General features: G+C 67.9%; 17 protein-coding genes. 12 read left to right on the plus strand and 5 right to left on the minus strand.

The window, feature by feature from the left end:
- Window positions 1-63: 63 nt before the first annotated feature.
- The 3 genes from CFB43_RS21865 to CFB43_RS21875 all read left to right on the plus strand — a co-directional run bounded on the left by CFB43_RS21865 (window position 64) and on the right by CFB43_RS21875 (window position 2,821).
- Entirely contained in the window at window positions 64-648 is a 585-nt protein-coding gene (locus CFB43_RS21865; protein WP_089496533.1) for a hypothetical protein, read from the plus strand.
- Between the two features lie 111 nt (window positions 649-759).
- On the plus strand, window positions 760-2,181 hold the full coding sequence (locus CFB43_RS21870) for a sigma-54 dependent transcriptional regulator (RefSeq protein WP_089496534.1): 1,422 nt from the start codon (window positions 760-762) through the stop codon (window positions 2,179-2,181).
- Window positions 2,182-2,314: 133 nt separating this feature from the next.
- The gene (locus CFB43_RS21875) at window positions 2,315-2,821 is read left to right on the plus strand and encodes a hypothetical protein (protein ID WP_089496535.1); all 507 of its coding nucleotides are present in this window, start codon (window positions 2,315-2,317) and stop codon (window positions 2,819-2,821) included.
- A gap of 15 nt (window positions 2,822-2,836) precedes the next feature.
- Here the strand turns inward: CFB43_RS21875 and CFB43_RS21880 are convergent, their stop codons facing one another.
- A complete protein-coding gene (locus tag CFB43_RS21880; protein WP_069252109.1) occupies window positions 2,837-3,331 on the minus strand; it encodes a hypothetical protein in 495 nt (164 codons plus the stop codon).
- Between the two features lie 386 nt (window positions 3,332-3,717).
- On the opposite strand from CFB43_RS21880, the gene CFB43_RS21885 reads away from it, so the two are divergent.
- Window positions 3,718-4,395, plus strand: coding sequence for a response regulator transcription factor (locus CFB43_RS21885; protein WP_089496536.1), 678 nt, complete (start codon window positions 3,718-3,720; stop codon window positions 4,393-4,395).
- 25 nt (window positions 4,396-4,420) lie between these two features.
- Here CFB43_RS21885 and CFB43_RS21890 read toward each other — a convergent pair whose 3' ends face one another.
- Window positions 4,421-5,974 (minus strand): methyl-accepting chemotaxis protein, encoded by a 1,554-nt coding sequence (locus CFB43_RS21890; RefSeq protein WP_089496537.1) that lies wholly within the window; start codon window positions 5,972-5,974, stop codon window positions 4,421-4,423.
- Window positions 5,975-6,225: 251 nt separating this feature from the next.
- Between CFB43_RS21890 and panE the strand changes: the two genes are divergently transcribed.
- From panE to CFB43_RS21930, 8 genes are all read left to right on the plus strand, one after another.
- Window positions 6,226-7,173, plus strand: a complete 948-nt coding sequence (panE, locus tag CFB43_RS21895) for a 2-dehydropantoate 2-reductase (RefSeq protein WP_089496538.1) — start codon at window positions 6,226-6,228, stop codon at window positions 7,171-7,173.
- A 233-nt stretch (window positions 7,174-7,406) separates the two neighbouring features.
- Window positions 7,407-8,366 (plus strand): AraC family transcriptional regulator, encoded by a 960-nt coding sequence (locus tag CFB43_RS21900; RefSeq protein ID WP_089496539.1) that lies wholly within the window; start codon window positions 7,407-7,409, stop codon window positions 8,364-8,366.
- 121 nt (window positions 8,367-8,487) lie between these two features.
- Window positions 8,488-9,432, plus strand: a complete 945-nt coding sequence (locus CFB43_RS21905) for a substrate-binding domain-containing protein (RefSeq protein WP_089496540.1) — start codon at window positions 8,488-8,490, stop codon at window positions 9,430-9,432.
- Window positions 9,433-9,494: 62 nt separating this feature from the next.
- Window positions 9,495-11,015 (plus strand): sugar ABC transporter ATP-binding protein, encoded by a 1,521-nt coding sequence (locus CFB43_RS21910; protein WP_089498097.1) that lies wholly within the window; start codon window positions 9,495-9,497, stop codon window positions 11,013-11,015.
- Window positions 11,002-12,015: an ABC transporter permease gene (locus tag CFB43_RS21915; RefSeq protein ID WP_089496541.1), complete on the plus strand. Its 1,014-nt coding sequence runs from the start codon at window positions 11,002-11,004 to the stop codon at window positions 12,013-12,015. Before CFB43_RS21910 ends, CFB43_RS21915 begins: the two co-directional genes overlap by 14 nt.
- A gap of 46 nt (window positions 12,016-12,061) precedes the next feature.
- A complete protein-coding gene (locus CFB43_RS21920; RefSeq protein ID WP_089496542.1) occupies window positions 12,062-13,150 on the plus strand; it encodes an alcohol dehydrogenase catalytic domain-containing protein in 1,089 nt (362 codons plus the stop codon).
- Between the two features lie 29 nt (window positions 13,151-13,179).
- A complete protein-coding gene (locus CFB43_RS21925; RefSeq protein WP_089496543.1) occupies window positions 13,180-14,727 on the plus strand; it encodes an FGGY-family carbohydrate kinase in 1,548 nt (515 codons plus the stop codon).
- The gene (locus CFB43_RS21930) at window positions 14,724-15,482 is read left to right on the plus strand and encodes an SDR family oxidoreductase (RefSeq protein WP_089496544.1); all 759 of its coding nucleotides are present in this window, start codon (window positions 14,724-14,726) and stop codon (window positions 15,480-15,482) included. The genes CFB43_RS21925 and CFB43_RS21930 overlap by 4 nt, the downstream gene beginning before the upstream one ends.
- A 66-nt stretch (window positions 15,483-15,548) precedes the next feature.
- On the opposite strand, the gene CFB43_RS38485 is transcribed toward CFB43_RS21930, so the two are convergent.
- The 3 genes from CFB43_RS38485 to CFB43_RS21940 form a co-directional block, all read right to left on the minus strand.
- Window positions 15,549-15,695: a hypothetical protein gene (locus tag CFB43_RS38485; protein ID WP_166896045.1), complete on the minus strand. Its 147-nt coding sequence runs from the start codon at window positions 15,693-15,695 to the stop codon at window positions 15,549-15,551.
- Between the two features lie 203 nt (window positions 15,696-15,898).
- Window positions 15,899-16,483 carry a nucleotidyltransferase family protein gene (locus CFB43_RS21935; protein ID WP_089496545.1) on the minus strand — a complete coding sequence of 195 codons (585 nt, stop codon included), beginning with the start codon at window positions 16,481-16,483 and terminating at the stop codon, window positions 15,899-15,901.
- A 103-nt stretch (window positions 16,484-16,586) separates the two neighbouring features.
- Complete coding sequence (locus CFB43_RS21940) at window positions 16,587-17,267, minus strand: M15 family metallopeptidase (RefSeq protein ID WP_256990105.1); 681 nt, start codon at window positions 17,265-17,267, stop codon at window positions 16,587-16,589.
- Between the last annotated feature and the right edge of the window lie 269 nt (window positions 17,268-17,536).

A 17,536-nucleotide genomic window follows, 5' to 3' on the forward strand; every position in this document is an offset into this window, starting at 1 on the left:
TTGATCCCATCCCCGAGGTCAACACCTCTTTTTGCCTGACGAGGATGCAAGGAGGCCTCAATCATGAGGATCTTTTTGGTCGCTCTGTTGTTGTACAGCGCACAAGCCGCGGCGCAGTCGGTATTTCAGAACCCGGCGGTCTTCGTGATCCTGGGCGAGCAGACCGCCGCGAACGCCGTGAGCGTTCAGCAGGCGCTGTCGACGCTCGGTCGCGCCGACAACACGGCATGCGCGCCGATGATGATGATCGGCGATCCGCAGATGATCTACATGATGCCGGAGGAAGGTCACGCCCCGTCGTGGCAATCGCCGGTGTACGGCCGTGGCGCGCCGTTCGAAGCGCAGAAGGGGCCGATATCGACCGGCAAGACGATCGGCGCGATGCAGCATGCCGAGGACATGCAGACGCAGCCATGGAGCGACGGCAGCGCGATCACGCAGAAGATCGCCGGCGAGTCGACCGTGACGGCGGCGGAGCGGGTGAGCGGGTGGCAGCGCAACGGGCTCGGCTCGATCGAGACGGCCCCTGCGACGGAGGTGACGGTGAACGGCAAGACTTACCGCGCCTATCGTGACGACCTCAACCGTGCCGCGAAGCCGGTCGTCGAGCCGCAAATCTACACGCAGCGCGTCGTGTTCTGCCGATAACGAAACGTCAATCCGAGGACGGCCCGGCGCTGCGCCGCGGGACCACGATGTCCCGCCCCGCGCGATCCGGCAACGGCCGTTTCGACCACCTATCCAAGCGACGAGGCCATCGTGAACCATTGCTGCCAGATCAGGGTGTCGGGCCCGCAGGATCTCGAACGCGAGGCGGGACCGGCGCCGTTCGTTGCCGTCCGGCGCAACCATGTCGTACCGCCGCGGCCACTCGTCTACCTGTCGCAGCAGCACGATGCCGCGCTCGTCGACTGCCTCGCGTCGCGCGGCTGGGACGTGTGGCGCGCGAAAACCGTTGCGGACGCACTGAATCTCGTCAGGGTGAACCGCCCGCATGCGGGCATCGTCGATTTCGGCAGCTTCGCGTCGCTCGACGTCATGTCGTTCGAAACGCTGCTGCGCGATCCGCGCGTCGGCTGGGTCGCGCTCGCCGACCATGAGCGGCTGCGGGATCTCACCGTCGCGCGCCTGATTCGCCACTGCTGCTTCGACTACGTGCGCAATGCGAACGCCTATACGACGATCGGCTATCTGGTCGGCCATGCATACGGGATGCTGAAGCTCGCGGACGGCAGCCCGGACGCCGCTGCGGCGCCCCCCGGCGGCACGATGATCGGCTCGTGCAACGCCATGCGCCGGCTGTTCGCGACGATCCGCAAGGTCGCGAACACGGACGCCACCGTCTTCGTCGCCGGCGAATCCGGCACCGGCAAGGAGCTGACGGCGGCGGCGATCCACCAGCAGTCGTTGCGCGCCGACGCGCCCTTCGTCGCCGTGAACTGCGCGGCCATTCCGCCGACGCTGCTGCAGGCCGAGCTGTTCGGCCACGAGCGCGGCGCGTTCACGGGCGCGCACCAGCGCAAGATCGGCCGGATCGAGGCCGCGCACGGCGGCACGCTGTTTCTCGACGAAATCGGCGACATGCCGTTCGAGAGCCAGGCGAGCCTGCTGCGCTTCCTTCAGGAAGGCACGATCGAGCGGCTCGGCGGGCACGCGTCGATTCCGGTGGACGTGCGGATCGTGTCGGCGACCCACGTCGATCTCGAGGCCGCGATGCAGGCGGGGCGGTTCCGTGCCGACCTGTACTACCGCCTGTGCGTGCTGCGCATCGACGAGCCGCCGCTGCGCGTGCGCGGCCGCGACATCATGCTGCTCGCCGACCACGTGCTGCGGCGCTATCGCGGTGACAGTTCGCACCGGATTCGCGGCTTCATGCCGTGCGCGATCGAAGCGATCCACAACTACCCATGGCCCGGCAACGTGCGCGAGCTGATCAACCGGATCCGGTTCGCGGTCGTGATGACGAACGGCCCGATGATCTCGGCCGCGGATCTCGAACTGCACCCGTACACGTCGCGGCGGCCGCCGACGCTCGCGGAAGCGCGCCGGCAGGCCGAGCGGCACGCGATCGAGGAAACGCTGATGCGCCACCGCCACCAGCATGCGGACGTGGCGGCCGAGCTGGGCATCTCGCGCGCGACGCTGTACCGGCTGATGACCGCGCACGGGCTGCACGCCTGACGCGCGGCGGCAAACCGCCGCTCAAGACCGCGCGATGCCGGCCGTTAAGACAGTAAACGGCCCGTCCGGACCGCCGGTGCAGCCATGCTGCGCGCGGCCGGCACGCGGCGCATCACGCTTATCCGAGGTTACCGTGGCAGAGTGCAGTCACTGCGGCAGGACGTTCCTGGCCGGCGGGCGGTCGATCGACGGCCGCCGCTATTGTCGTGCGGCGTGCGCGCAAGCGCATCCGATCGTCGTCGAGGCGGAACGGGTGCCCGATGCGAAAGTCTGGGAGTACGTGCACGACTGGCGTTACGGGCCATGCCCGATCTGCGGTCGCGACGACCTGCCGGTGGATGTCCATGCGTCGCATCGCGTGGTGTCGCTGCTGTTCGTCACGCGCTGGGCGACGCGACGCCATGTGTGCTGCCGGCGTTGCGGCCGCAGGAAGCAGGCGGTCGCGCTGCTGGCTTCGGCCGCGTTCGGCTGGTGGGGGGTGCCGTGGGGCCTCGTGCTGACGCCGATCCAGCTCGTGCGCAACGCGCTCGGGCTGGCCGCGCGCGACCCGGCGGTCGCGACGCAGCAGTTCGAACAGCTCGTGCGGCGCAAGCTGGCGGCGCGCCGGTTGCGGCGCGCACGGCAGGGCGCCGGCGCCTGAGCGCGCGGCGCGCAATCAGGCGGCCGGCCGCTCGAAGCCCGATGCGACCCAGCGCTCGGCGCTGGCCTTGTTGAGCTTGAACCCGGCCGACACCTTCGCTTCGGCCAGCAGCTCGCCATACGGATCGAATGCCTTGAGCTGCGCGTACGGCTCGAATTCGTCCGGCACGATGTCGAGCGTCACCGACACATCCTGGTCGTCCTCGCCCTGAACCGTCACTTCCTTGTGCAGCATCGCGCGCCGCTGCTGCTCGTGCCGCATTAGCACCTCGGTCGCGGTCTTCACGAGCGTGCGGAACGCGTTCGCGTCCATCGGCTTCGGGTTCTTCTTGTCGCGGCCCATGGTCCACGGCCCGACGAGCGCGGGCTCGGACTCGCCGTCCTTGATCATCTCGACGGCCCAGCCGTCGTCGTCTTCGTTCTTGATGATGCGGGCCGTCCAGCCGTTGTCGCGCCAGAGGCCGTCTTCGTGGATGGAGGTGTCGTCGGGTTGCAGGTCGGATTCGGTCATGGGGAAAGCGGGGGTACGGGCAGCCGGCAAACGGGCGGCGGCGCGCGGCCGGCATCGGCGCGTCGCTCGCCGCCGGTGGCCCGGCGCGGGATGCAAAGGCGTCGATTTTACCTGCTGGCCGGTCGCTTGGCCCGGATCGGCCGCCACGCTGGCCATTCGGCGGATGTCCGTGGCGACCGGCGCCTCGTGTCGGGCGTTCGAACCGGCGCAAATATCAAACTCGTATTACGTCTCCGGCGGCCGATCCCGATGCCGTCCGATAGCCCGCCTGCGCGCAGCTTCATAGAATCGACATTCAGGCTAAAAATAGCCTGAATGTCCTTTCAACGCCAAATCGGCCGTGCGTGCCCCGTGTCGCGCGGCCGATGAATCACCTGGAACTGCGCATGAGGAAATTCAATGTTCGCGTCGTTTTCGCGTACGACTGGCCGTTGACGCTGGCCGGCATCGAGCAGGTCGCGGGCAGCGGCTGTGCGATCGAGATCGTCGCGGTGTACCGGAGCGTGGCCGAACTGGTCGCGTCGCTCGGCGGCGTCGACTGCGATGTCGTGCTGGTCGACTATGCGATCCGGGCAGACGAGCAGATGGACGGCCTCGCAATGTTCGACTGGCTGCGGCGCACGCGTCCGAACGTCGGGATCGTCGCGCTGGTCGCGAACGAGAATCCGCTGATCTTCGGGTCGATCCTCGCTATCGGCGGCGTGAGCATCGTCAGCAAGTTCGACGAGGTCGGCCATATCGTCACGGCCATTCATTCGAGCTACAGCGGCGGGCGTTACCTGTCGCCGCTCATCAGGCGCGCGGTCGATGCATTCGGCGAGCGCGGCGAGGCGCCCGTGAAGCTGTCGGCGCGCGAGATCGAGGTCATTCGCCTGTATCTGTCGGGGGTGCCGATCAAGACGATCGCGCAGCGTCTGAGCAAGGGCAAGCAGACGGTCAGCGCGCAGAAGATCAGTGCGATGAAGAAGCTTGGTGTGAGCAACGACGTCGAGTTGATCCAGCGTGCGGCGGGGTTGGGGCTTGGCACTGGCCTGACCGCGTCACGGCCCGGCCGCGCCGCGTGAGCACGCGTGCGCCGGGCAACCGCCGTCAAGCCGGCAACGCAAACCGCGTCACCGCATCCCGCAACGCCTCGGCCTGATCGCGCAGCGAATGCGCGGCGGCCGCGGCTTCCTCGACGAGCGCCGCGTTCTGCTGCGTCACCTGGTCCATCTCGCCCACCGCGCGATTGACCTGCTCGATCCCGGCGCTCTGTTCGCGCGATGCATGGCTGATCTCGTCGAGGATCTCGTTCACGCGCCGCACCGACTGCACGATCTCGGCCATCGTCTCGCCCGCGTGCGTGACGAGCGCCGCGCCTTGCTCGACGGTCTCGTTCGACGACACGATCAGCGACTTGATCTCCTTCGCCGCCGTCGCCGAGCGTTGCGCGAGCGAGCGCACCTCGGCCGCGACCACCGCGAAGCCGCGACCCTGTTCGCCGGCACGCGCAGCCTCAACCGCCGCGTTCAGCGCGAGGATGTTGGTCTGGAACGCGATCCCGTCGATCACCCCGATGATGTCGCCGATCTTGTGCGAGCGGTCGGTGATCTCGTTCATCGTGCGCACGACGTCGTCGACCACCGCGCTGCCGCGCGTCGCCACCTGCGCGGCCTGATCGGCGAGCGACGCGGCCTGCGCGGCGCTGTCCGCGTTCTGCTTCACGTTCGCGGTCATCTGGTCCATGCTCGACGCGGTCTGTACGAGCGCGGCCGCCTGTTCCTCGGTGCGCTGCGACAGGTCCGTGTTGCCGGACGCGATCTCGCTCGCGCCGACGTTGATGTTCTCGGTGCCCATCCGCACGCGTGACACCATGTCGATCAGGCCGCCCTGCATCGTGTGCAGCGCATGCAGCAGGCTGCCGCGATCGTCCTGCTTCACGGTCACGCGCGCGGTCAGGTCGCCCTGCGCGATGCGCTGCGCGGCGTCGAGCGCGACTTCCAGTTCGCCGCCGAGATTCGCGCGCACGCTTTTCAGCACCAGCACCATCACGGCGGTCGCGATCCCGCCGAGCACGGCCGTCATCGCGAGCCAGCGGCCGACGCTTTCGAGCACGGCCGAGCGGACGTCGTTCATGTACATGCCGGTCACGAGATACCAGTCCCATGGCGCGAAGCGCTGCACCGCGCTGGTTTTGTCCTGCGGCTTGTCGGCGCCCGGCTTCGGCCACAGATACTCGACGAAGCCCTTGCCGCCTTCCAGGTTGCCGGCCTTCACGATCTCGACGAACAGGTGCTTGCCGTTTGGATCGGTGAAATTCGACACGTCCTTGCCGTTGAGCTCGGACTTGATCGGATGCATCACGATCACCGGCTTCGAGTCGTTGATCGAGATGTAGCCGTCGGCGCCGTGGCGCATCGCGGCGATCGCCTCGAGCGCCTTCTGCTTCGCTTCGGCTTCCGGCAGCGCGTTCTGCTGCGACAGCTTGTAGAAATGGTCGGTCACGCTCGCGGCCTGCGCGACCAGCGATGCGAGCTGTTCGCGGCGGTCCGTGATCATCGATGCGCGCGTCTGCCATGCGCCGAGTCCGGCGATCACAAGCAGGCCGAGCCAGAGGATGACGATCATCGAGGCGAGTTTCTGATTCAGGGAAAGGTTGCGCATGGTGTGTGGTCGGTCAGTCGTGGATGCTCCCCGGAACGGCGTGACGGGGTAAGTGTCTTGACGGCGTCCGACGGGTGTCACCGTAGACGGGTTATCCCTAGGAACCGGTACCGTGGACGCATCCCTCTAATCCCGACAAGGGTATCTATGCATATGCATAACGGGTGTCGCTATACTCACGGGGCGATGGCGTGTGCGCTGCGGGCCCGGCTCGGTGGCGCGGCGGCGAATGAAACCGAAAGGAGGCAACGATGCGAATTCTGGTGGTAGGGGCCGGCGCGGTCGGCGGGTATTTCGGCGGCCGGCTGGCCGCGGCGGGGCGCGATGTGACGTTCCTGGTGCGCGACGGCCGCGCGGCCGCGCTGGCGCGCGACGGGCTGCTGATCCGCAGCCCGCGCGGCGACCTGACGCTCGCGAACGTGCAGACCGTGCGCGCGGGCGATGCGGGTGCCGGCGTCGCGCCGTTCGACCTCGTGCTGCTGAGCTGCAAGGCATACAGCCTCGACGACGCAATTCAGTCGTTCGCGCCGTTCGTCGGCCCGCAGACGCTGATCCTGCCGATGCTCAACGGGATGCGTCATCTCGACGTGCTGCGCGACCGGTTCGGCGCGGCTCAGGTGCTCGGCGGGCTGTGCGTGATCGCGGCGACGCTCGATCGCGAGCAGCGCATCGTGCACCTGAACGACACGCACGGGGTCACCTTCGGCGAACTCGCGGGCGGCGAATCGCCGCGCGTGCGCGCGGTGGCCGACGTGCTCGGCGGCGCGGGGTTCGATGCGACGCTCAGCGACAACGTGGTCGCGCGGATGTGGGAAAAATGGGTGTTCCTCGCGACGCTCGCCGCGAGCACGTCGCTGTTCCGCGGCTCGGTAGGCGACATTCTCGCCGCGCCGGACGGCCGCCGCCTGCTCGAGACGATGCTCGGCGAATGCAGCGCGATTGCCGAGCACAATGGCCACCGGCCCGACCCGGCCGCCATCGAGCGGATGCAGCGGATGGTGCTGACGCCGTCGCCGCTGACGGCGTCGATGCTGCGCGACGTCGAGAACCATGCGCGTGTCGAAGCCGATCACGTGATCGGCGACCTGCTCGCGCGCCGCGACCCGCAGGCGGCCGATACGTTGTCGCTGCTGCGGATCGCGTACAACCACCTGAAGGCGTACGAAGTGCGGACGGCGCGCGAGCACGCGGCCGCGTAACCACCGGAGCGGGCGGCCGCCAGGCCGTTCCGCGCTGCACAAATTTGTCGTCCGGCGCCCTGTGCGGCCGGAATGCGCAAAAAAGTATCGGAAATCAGGCGTAAAGTTGGTGGAGCCGCGCGCGCGAACGACCTACATTGCTTCCCATGCGACCGGTCGCGTCGCCGTGTGAAATACGCGGCGCACGCGCGCAACGAACCGGCCAGCGAGATATGGGAATGGAGACGCCAACCATGATGCACCCCGATCTGGAAGTGGTCGACGTGCGACGCGACGAGTCGTTCAAGGTCTGGTCGCACGGCTATCCGTATCGCACGATCCGCTGGCACTTCCATCCCGAATTCGAACTGCACCTGATCGTCGCGACGCGCGGCAAGTATTTCGTCGGCGACCACATCGGCTCGTTCGGCCCCGGCCATCTCGTGCTGCTCGGCCCGAACCTGCCGCACAACTGGGTCAGCGACATGGCCGAAGGCGAAACCGTCGAGCGCCGCAATCTCGTGATCCAGTTCGACCCGGCGTTCGTGCGCCGTTGCATGGACGCGTTTCCCGAATGCCGCGACGCGCAGGCGCTGCTCGACGATGCGCGGCGCGGGGTTGGCTTCGATGCGGCGACCAGCGCCGCGATCGCGCCGCTGTTCGACGAACTGCTGGCCGCACGCGGCATGCGCCGCATCGCGCTGTTCGTGACGATCCTCGAACGGCTTTGCGCGGCGGCCGAACGCACGCTGCTCGCGAGCCCCGCGTACGACCAGGCCGACGTCACGCCCACGCGGCTCAGCCACGCGCTGTCCTACATCGGCAAGAACCTCGCGTCCGAGCTGCGGGAAGCCGATCTCGCGCAACTGACCGGGCAGAGCGTCAGCGCGTTCTCGCGAGCGTTCCACCGCCAGACGGGCATGCCGTTCGTGCAGTACGTGAATCGTCTGCGGATCGAGTCCGCGTGCCAGATGCTGTTCGCCGACGACGCGAGCATCACCGATATCTGCTTTCAGGCCGGCTTCAACAACGTGTCGAACTTCAACCGCCAGTTCCGCGCGGTGAAGGGGATGGCGCCGTCCGAATTCCGCGCGCTGCAGCGCCTGAATGCGCGCAGCCGCGAGCTCGCGCTGCACGCGGCGCCCACCGGCAATCCGCTGCCGCCGCGTGTCGTCACGCCCGGCATCCCCGAGCTCGCGCCGCAGCCCGGATGATCGCGGGGCCGCGGCCCGCCTGAACTTTCCACACCGTTTCACCCAGCGCAATCGCGTCGCCCACGTCGCGAGGGGCGCGTTCAACCACGAAAAAGCCGCACACATAACCGGAGACACCGTCATGACGCATGCATCGCCCGCTTCATTCCCCCGTCGCGCCGCCCGTATGGCGGTGATTGCCGCGCTCGCCGTCGCGGCCTGGCTGCCCGCTGCCGCCGTGCAGGCCGCACCGCTGCGCATCGGCATGACGTTCCAGGAGCTGAACAACCCGTATTTCGTGACGATGCAGAAGGCGCTGAACGACGCCGCTGCGTCGATCGGCGCGCAGGTCGTCGTCACCGACGCGCATCACGACGTCAGCAAGCAGGTGAGCGACGTCGAGGACATGCTGCAGAAGAAGATCGACATCCTGCTCGTGAACCCGACCGATTCGACCGGCATCCAGTCGGCGATCACGCAGGCGAAGAAGGCCGGCGCGGTGGTGGTGGCCGTCGATGCGAACGCGAACGGCCCGGTCGATTCGTTCGTCGGCTCGAAGAACTACGACGCGGGCGTGATGTCGTGCGACTACCTCGCGAAGGCGATCGGCGGCAGCGGCGAGGTCGCCATTCTCGACGGCATCCCGGTCGTACCGATTCTCGAACGCGTACGCGGCTGCAAGGCCGGGCTCGCGAAATACCCGAACGTGAAGCTCGTCGATACGCAGAACGGCAAGCAGGAGCGCGCGACCGCGCTGTCGGTCACGGAAAACATGATCTCCGCGCATCCGAACCTGAAGGGCATCTTCAGCGTGAACGACGGCGGCGCGATGGGCTCGCTCGCCGCGATCGAGAGCTCGGGCAAGGACATCAAGCTGACGAGCGTCGACGGCGCGCCCGAGGCGATCGCCGCGATCCAGAAGCCGAATTCGAAGTTCATCGAGACGACCGCGCAGTTCCCGGCCGACCAGGTGCGCATCGCGCTCGGCATCGCGATCGCGCGGAAGTGGGGTGCGACGGTGCCGAAGGCGATTCCCGTCGACGTGAAGGTGGTCGATCGCGGCAATGCGAAGGGCTTCAGCTGGTGAACGACGTGCGATGCGACGCGAAGGGCGGCGGCACGGCCGGCGCCCTTTGCACGGAGAAGCCGATGGACACGATACTCAGGCTCAGCCACATCACGAAAAGCTTTCCGGGCGTGAAGGCGCTGGCTGACATCGATCTGGAGATCGCGCGCGGCGAGATTCATGCGCTGCTCGGCGAGAACGGCGCGGGCAAGTCGACGTTGATGAAGATCCTGTGCGGCATTCACCAGCCGGATGCCGGCACGATCGAGATCGACGGCACCGCCCGCCATTTCGCCGACTATCACGATGCGGTCGCGGCAGGCGTCGGCATCGTGTTCCAGGAATTCAGCCTGATTCCGCACCTCGACGCCGTCGACAACCTGTTCCTCGGCCGCGAGTTGCGCAATCGCTGGGGCGCGCGCGACCGCAAGCGGATGCGTCACGCGGCGGCCGCGATCTTCGCGCGGCTCGGCGTGGCGATCGATCTCGATGCGCCGATCCGTGCGCTGTCGGTCGCGCAACAGCAGTTCGTCGAAATCGGCAAGGCGCTGTCGCTCGACGCGCGCATCCTGATCCTCGACGAACCGACCGCCACGCTGACGCCGGCCGAGGCCGAGCACTTGTTCGCGATCATGCGCGAGCTGAAGCGGCAGGGCGTCGCGATGATCTTCATCTCGCATCACCTCGACGAGATTTTCGCGGTGTGCGACCGCATCACGGTGCTGCGCGACGGCCAGTACGTGGCGACGACCGACGTCGCACGCACGGACGTCGAGCAACTGGTACGGATGATGGTCGGCCGCCGGATCGAAAGCAGCTTTCCGCCGAAGCCGGCGCGTGCGGCCGATGCGCCGCGCGTGCTGGAGGTCAACGAACTGCAGATCGAACGCGGTGGCCCGGTGAACCGCTTCACGCTGCATGCCGGCGAGATCCTCGGCTTCGCGGGGCTGGTCGGCTCGGGCCGCACGGAAACCGCGCTCGCGGTGATCGGCGCGACGCGTGCGCATCGCAAGGACGTGCGCGTGCGCGGCGCGGCCGCGAAGCTCGCCGATCCGGCCGACGCGCTGCGCGCGGGCATCGGCATCCTGCCGGAGAGCCGCAAGACGGAAGGGCTCGTCACGTCGTTCTCGATCCGCGACAACATCTCGCTGAACAACCTCGGCAAGTACCGGTCGATGCGCTGGCTGATCGACCGCCGCGACGAGGCGCGCACCACCCACGACGTGATGCGGCGCGTCGGCGTGAAGGCGCCGTCGATCCATACCGAGGTCGCGACGCTGTCCGGCGGCAACCAGCAGAAGGTCGTGATCGCGCGCTGGCTGAACCATCACACGTCGGTGCTGATCTTCGACGAGCCGACGCGCGGCATCGACGTCGGCGCGAAAGCCGAAATCTACGGGCTGATGCGCGAACTCACCGCGCGCGGCTACGCCATCATCATGATCTCGTCCGAGTTGCCGGAAATCGTCGGCATGTGCGATCGCGTCGCCGTGTTCCGGCAGGGCCGCATCGAGGCGACGCTCGCAGGCGACGAGATCGATCCCGACACGGTCATGACCTATGCCACGGCCGGCACGCGAGGAGCGACCCATGAACCTGCCTGATTCTTCTTCCACGCCTTCCACGACGCTCGCGGCCACCGCCGGACACGGCGACGCACCGCCGCCACGCGCGAGGTGGGCGCAGCTGCGGCGCTCGACGCTGTTCTATCCGCTCGTCGGCCTGATCGTCGTGTGCATCGCGATGATGATCGCGAGCCCGAGCTTCCTGTCCGCCGCGAACCTGGAAAACGTGCTGCGCCAGGTGTCGATCAACGCGATCATCGCGGTCGGCATGACCTGCGTGATCCTGACCGGCGGGATCGACCTGTCGGTCGGTTCGGTGATGGCGCTGTCGGGCACGCTCGCGGCCGGGCTGATGGTCGCGGGCGTGAACGCGGTTGCGGCGCTCGCGATCGGCATCGCGGTCGGCTTCGGTTTCGGCTTCCTGAACGGTGTGTTCGTCGCGTTCGCGGGGATGCCGCCGATCATCGTCACGCTCGCGACGATGGGCATCGCGCGCGGCCTGGCATTGATCTACACGGGCGGCTACCCGATCGACGGCTTGCCCGACTGGGTTGCGTTCTTCGGCAGCGGCAAGGTGTTCGGCATCCAGGCGCCGGTGCTGATCATGCTGGTGGTCTATGCGATCGCGTGGCTGCTGCTCGACCGGATGCCGTTCGGCCGCTATGTGTATGCGATCGGCGGCAACGAGCAGGCGACGCGGCTCACCGGCGTGCGTGTCGCGCGCGTGAAGCTGATCGTCTACACGCTGGCCGGGCTCACGTCGGCGCTCGCCGCGATCGTGCTGACCGGGCGCCTGATGAGCGGTCAGCCGAACGCGGGCGTGGGCTTCGAGCTCGACGCGATCGCGGCCGTCGTGATGGGCGGCACGTCGATCTCGGGCGGGCGCGGCGCGATCCTTGGCACGCTGGTCGGTGCGCTGCTGCTCGGCGTGCTCAACAACGGGCTGAACATGATCGGCATGAACCCGTATGTGCAGAACGTGATCAAGGGCGGAATCATCCTGCTCGCGATCTACATCAGCCGCGAACGGTCGCGGTAACGATTCATTCATCAGTTATCCAGATCATCCACGAAAGAGACTATCCATGACGACACCCGAAGCCCAGCCGCGGATGACCGCGGTCGTCTGCCACGGCCCCGAGGACTATCGCGTCGAACAGGTCGCGAAGCCGCGCCCCGGCGCGAACGAGCTCGTGATCCGCATCGCCGCATGCGGAATCTGCGCGAGCGACTGCAAGTGCTACACGGGCGCGAAGATGTTCTGGGGCGGCCCGAACCCGTGGGTGAAGGCGCCCGTGATTCCCGGCCACGAATTCTTCGGCCATGTCGAAGCGCTCGGCGACGGCGCGGCCGAACATTTCGGCGTGGCGGTGGGCGACCGCGTGATCGCCGAGCAGATCGTGCCGTGCGGCAAGTGCCGCTATTGCAAGTCGGGCCAGTACTGGATGTGCGAAGTGCACAACATCTTCGGCTTCCAGCGCGAGGTGGCCGACGGCGGGATGGCCGAATACATGCGCATTCCGCCGACCGCGATCGTCCACAAGATTCCGCTCGGCGTATCGCTCGAGGATGCGGCGATCATCGAGCCGCTGTCGTGCGCGATCCATACGGTGAACCGCGGCGATGTCCAGCTCGACGACGTGGTCGTGATCGCGGGCGCGGGCCCGCTCGGGCTGATGATGACGCAGGTCGCGCACCTGAAGACGCCGAAGAAGCTCGTCGTGATCGACCTGATCGACGAGCGGCTGGAACTCGCGCGCGAGTACGGCGCGGACGTGACGATCAACCCGACGCGCGAGGATGCGCGCGAGATCGTCCGGTCGCTCACCGACGGCTACGGCTGCGACGTCTACATCGAGACGACCGGCGCGCCGGTTGGCGTGAGCCAGGGGCTCGACCTGATCCGCAAGCTCGGCCGCTTCGTCGAATTCAGCGTGTTCGGCGAGGATGCGACCGTCGACTGGTCGATCATCGGCGATCGCAAGGAACTCGACGTGCGCGGCGCGCACCTGGGGCCATACTGCTACCCGATCGCGATCGACCTGCTCGCGCGCGGGCTCGTCACGTCGAAAGGCATCGTCACGCACGATTTCGCGCTCGAGGACTGGGACGACGCGATCCGTGTCGCGAAATCGCCCGAATCGATCAAGGTGCTGCTGAAGCCGGCCCGCTGACGGCCGGCGTGCGCCTCACCGGAGACATCATGGAATACGTCATTGGCGTCGATATCGGCACGCAGAGCACCAAGGCGCTGCTCGTCGACCGGCACGGCACGATCGTCGCGCGGCGCTCGGCCGGCTACCAGCCCGATACGCCGCGCCCGCTGTGGGCCGAGCAATGGCCGCAGGTGTGGTTCGATGCGGTGCTCGCGTGCATCGCGGGCTGCGTGAGCGATGCGCGCGCGCAGGGCGTGCCGGCCGATGCGATTCGCGCGGTGTGCGTGGGCAGCCTGTACGGCGGCTCGGGCATTCCGGTCGACATCGACATGCGGCCGCTCCATCCGTGCCTGATCTGGATGGACCGGCGCGCGACCGCGGAAGTCGACTGGGTCAACGCGAACGTGAACGTCGAGCGGCTGCGCGTGATCACGGGCAACGGCGTCGACAGCTATTACGGCTTCACGAAGATGCTGTGGCTGCGCGACCAGCGGCCGGACGTGTGGGCGAACGTGCGCTATTTCCTGCCGCCGAACGCGTATGTGATCTACCTGCTGACCGGCGAGGTCGCGGTCGATCACAGTTCGGCCGGCAATATCGGCGGCGTGTACGACGTCGCGCGCCGCGAGTGGTCCGACGACGCGCTCGACATGCTCGGCATTCCGGCGACGATGATGCCCGAGCGGCTCGTCGAATCGACGGACATCGTCGGCGGGCTGTTGTCGCAATGGACGGATCAGCTTGGGCTGCCGGCCGGCACGCCCGTCGTCGCGGGCGGCGTCGATGCGGCCGTCGCGACCTTCGCGGCCGGCGCGACGCGCACGGGGCAGCATGTCGCGATGATCGGCACCAGCATGTGCTGGGGTTACGTGAGCCCGCACGTCGATGCGCGTCACGGGCTCGTCAGCATGCCGCACGTGTTCAACGGGCAGCGCGACCTCTACGTGTTCGGCGGCACGATCACGGCCGGCGCATCGGTCGCCTGGTTTCGCGATCAGTTCTGCCACGCGGAAATCGATGCGGCGCGCCTGCTGCCGCACGGCGATCCGCACGTGTTGCTCGAGGAAGCGGCCGAAGGCGTGCCGCCGGGCGCCGACGGCGTGCTGTTCCTGCCGTACCTGATGGGCGAACGCAGCCCCGTATGGGACGCGAAGGCGAGCGGCGCGTTCGTCGGGCTGAGTCTCGCGCATACGCGCGCGCACCTGTATCGCGCGGTGCTCGAAGGTGTCGCGTTCGCCTTACGGCACAACATCGAGGCCGGGCGGCGCGGCGCGGTGGCTTTGGATGAACGGCTGATCGTCGTGGGCGGGGCCGCGCATTCGGCGCTATGGATGCAGATCATCGCGGACGTGACGGGCTTCCCGGTGTGGACGATCGAGCAGGATGTCGAAGCCGCGATGGGGGCCGCCTTGCTCGCGGGCGTCGGGGCAGGGCTCGTATCACACGACGATGCGCAAGGCGGCTGGGTCACGCTCGTCGAGCGCGCGCGGCCGGATGCCGAACGCGCGAAAGCGTACGCGGCGCGCTTTGCGCTCTATACGGCGCTGTATCCGGCGCTCAAACCGATCATGCACGAGTTGCACACGCCATCATGAAGACACGATTCGATTTCGGCGGTTCGCGGGTGCTCGTCACGGGGGCGTCGAGCGGGATCGGGCGCGCGTGCGCGATCGCGCTGGCGCAGGCGGGCGCGCGGGTCGTCGCGGCCGGGCGCGATATGGCCGCGCTCGATGCGCTGGCCGGCGAGGCCGCGTGCGAGACGATGCGACTCGACGTCGGTGGCGACGAGCATGCGATCGATACGACGCTCGCCGCGCACGATACATTCGACGGCCTCGTGAATTGCGCGGGGATTGCATCGCTCGAGTCGGCGCTCGAGGTGAGCGCCGCGCATTTCGATCGCGTGATGGCCGTCAATGCGCGCGGCGCGGCGCTGGTTGCCCGTTCCGTCGCCCGGAAGATGATCGCGCGCGACGCGCGTGGTGTCGCGCAGGCGCGGGGCAGCATCGTCAACGTATCGAGCCAGGCCGCGCTCGTCGGTTTGCCCGCGCATCTCAGTTACTGCGCGTCGAAGGCGGCGATGGACGCGATCACGCGCGTGCTGTGCATCGAACTCGGGCCGCACGGCATTCGTGTGAACAGAGTGAACCCGACCGTCACGCTCACGCCGATGGCGCAGTTCGCGTGGAGCGAACCGGAAAAGCGGGCGCCGATGCTGGCCGCGATTCCGCTCGGGCGATTCGCGGAGCCGGACGAGGTTGTCGAACCGATCCTGTTCCTGCTGAGCGATGCGGCGTCGATGGTCAGCGGCGTGTCGCTGCCGATCGACGGCGGGTATACGGCGCGCTAGGCAGCATCATGCGGCGATGGCGCATGACGACGGGAACCGCGCGGAGAAGGGGGGGTCGCCTTGCGGCTAGACCGGATCCTTGCTCGGCGGGCCGTCGGGTTGCTGCGGATTGTCGTGATGATGACCCGGCGACGGTGGCGACAACGGATCGTCTTCCGGGTCGCGGTTCGGGTCGGCCGGTGGCTCGGGCGTCGGGGTCGTGTGATCGGTCATGGAGAACTCGCGGAGTGCGTGACGGCGGTGGCGCGGCAGGGGCGCCTCGTCTCCGTTATAGCCAATCGGGTGCGCATTTGCAGCGGGATTGTGGCGGCGGGTGGCGTGTCGTCGGTGCAGGCCGCGGATGGGCGGGTTTCAGCAGGAGCCCGCTGGGCGCGGCGCTGGCGCTGCTTTGCACCGCGCGCTTGGTGCGATCCCGGTCAGCGCAAATCCGCCGGTGTATCGACGTCGCGCACGATGCCGGGGTCGTCGACGTCGAGCAGTTGCACCGGCGCGCTGGCGAACAGCGCGCGGGCGCCCGTGTCGCCGTCGAGCGCGGCGAGCGCATCGAAGTGGTGCGCGGCGAACCCGACCGGATGGCCGCGCACGCCGCGATGTGCGGGCGCGACGATCGACGCGTCGTCGGCGTCGAGCGCGCGCGTGACGGCTTCGTAGGTGGACGCCGCGATCCACGGCATGTCGCCGAGCGCGACGAGCCAGCCGTTCGCGTCGGGCGTCGCGCGCACCCCGGCCGCGAGGCTCGCGCCCATGCCGCGCACGGCGTCGGGCGCATAGACGACGTGGCAGCCGGCTTCGTTCAGCAGCATCGCGAGTTTTTCGGCACCGGGACGCACGATGGCGATCACGTCGGCCGTGGCCGCCGCGAGATGGCGGGCGGCCGCGACCGCCACCGGCGTGCCGTCGGGAAGCAGCGCGAGCAGCTTGCTGTGCAGGCCGCTCGGGTCGAAGCGCTGACCGAGGCCGCCCGCGAGGAGGACGCCGGTGGCGAGTGACGCATAGGACATCGGCGCGGGGGAGAGTGATGCAGGTGCTGCGATTGTGCGGGAGCGGGCAGGGATCGACAAGTGAGGATGTTACCGAGGCGGGCGCGTTTCGTCGGAAAGAATGTCAGCGTGAGGCTTCGTCGAGCATGTTTTCCTCGACGGGGCCGTAGATGGCGTGCGATTGATCGTGCATCGCGGCCCAATAGCGGTCGCCGAACGACCAATGCCACCATTCCGACGGGTAATTGGTGAGGCCGGCGCCCGCCAGCGCGGTGATCAGTACCTGACGGTTGCGGGCGGCTGCGCGGCTGATGAACGGGTTGTGCGTGTAGCACGCGCCGGAGGATTCCTGGTCGGTGGCATCGAGTACGCAACCCATGTCGAGCTCGATGCCATCCGCCGAGATCAGCGTCAGGTCGACGGCCGCGCCCGTCGGGTGCGCGGCGACTTCCGGCGGTGCGACGTAGTGGCTCGTCAGTGCGATCAGGGTGTCTTCGTCCGGCAACGGATTCAGCGTCCGCCGCAGATGCGCGAGATGCCCGGTGAAGTAGTGGCGCTGCAGGGCCAGCGGGCGATAGCCTTCCTTGACGTACAGGCGCAGGCCGGCGGGCAGCGTATGCGCGGCGGCGATCAGCCGGTCCGCCACGCCACGACGCACTTTCAGGAAATGCGGGCTCTTGTTTGAGACGTCGTCGGGGCTGGGAGCAACGGCGATACGCTCATGGAAACCTGCGAGATCGACAAACCCTTCGTGCGACTCCAGCAGGGTAATGGACCGGACAACGGGATCGGAGAGCGAAATCACGATAGTGGACGAAGTGGCGCAATGACGGTTGCGGGCCACGTCCGGCCGGCAGCAGGAAGCGCGGTTGCGCGAGGCCGGGTGCTCGTGGTCGATTTGGTCAGACGAATCGCCAATATGCCAGAGTCCGGCGGAGGATGTGTCGCGGTTTCCGCTGCGGGGGCGTGAGCCTCTTATCCTCGCGTATCGATGGTCGTGCCCGCGTGGACGCCGTCGTTTCGCGTGTCGTGTGGCGGCGCCTCCCAACCGCTTTCCTCGATTGGATCGACGGG

The sequence above is a fragment of the Burkholderia sp. AU15512 genome, assembly GCF_002223325.1.
Lineage (GTDB): Bacteria > Pseudomonadota > Gammaproteobacteria > Burkholderiales > Burkholderiaceae > Burkholderia.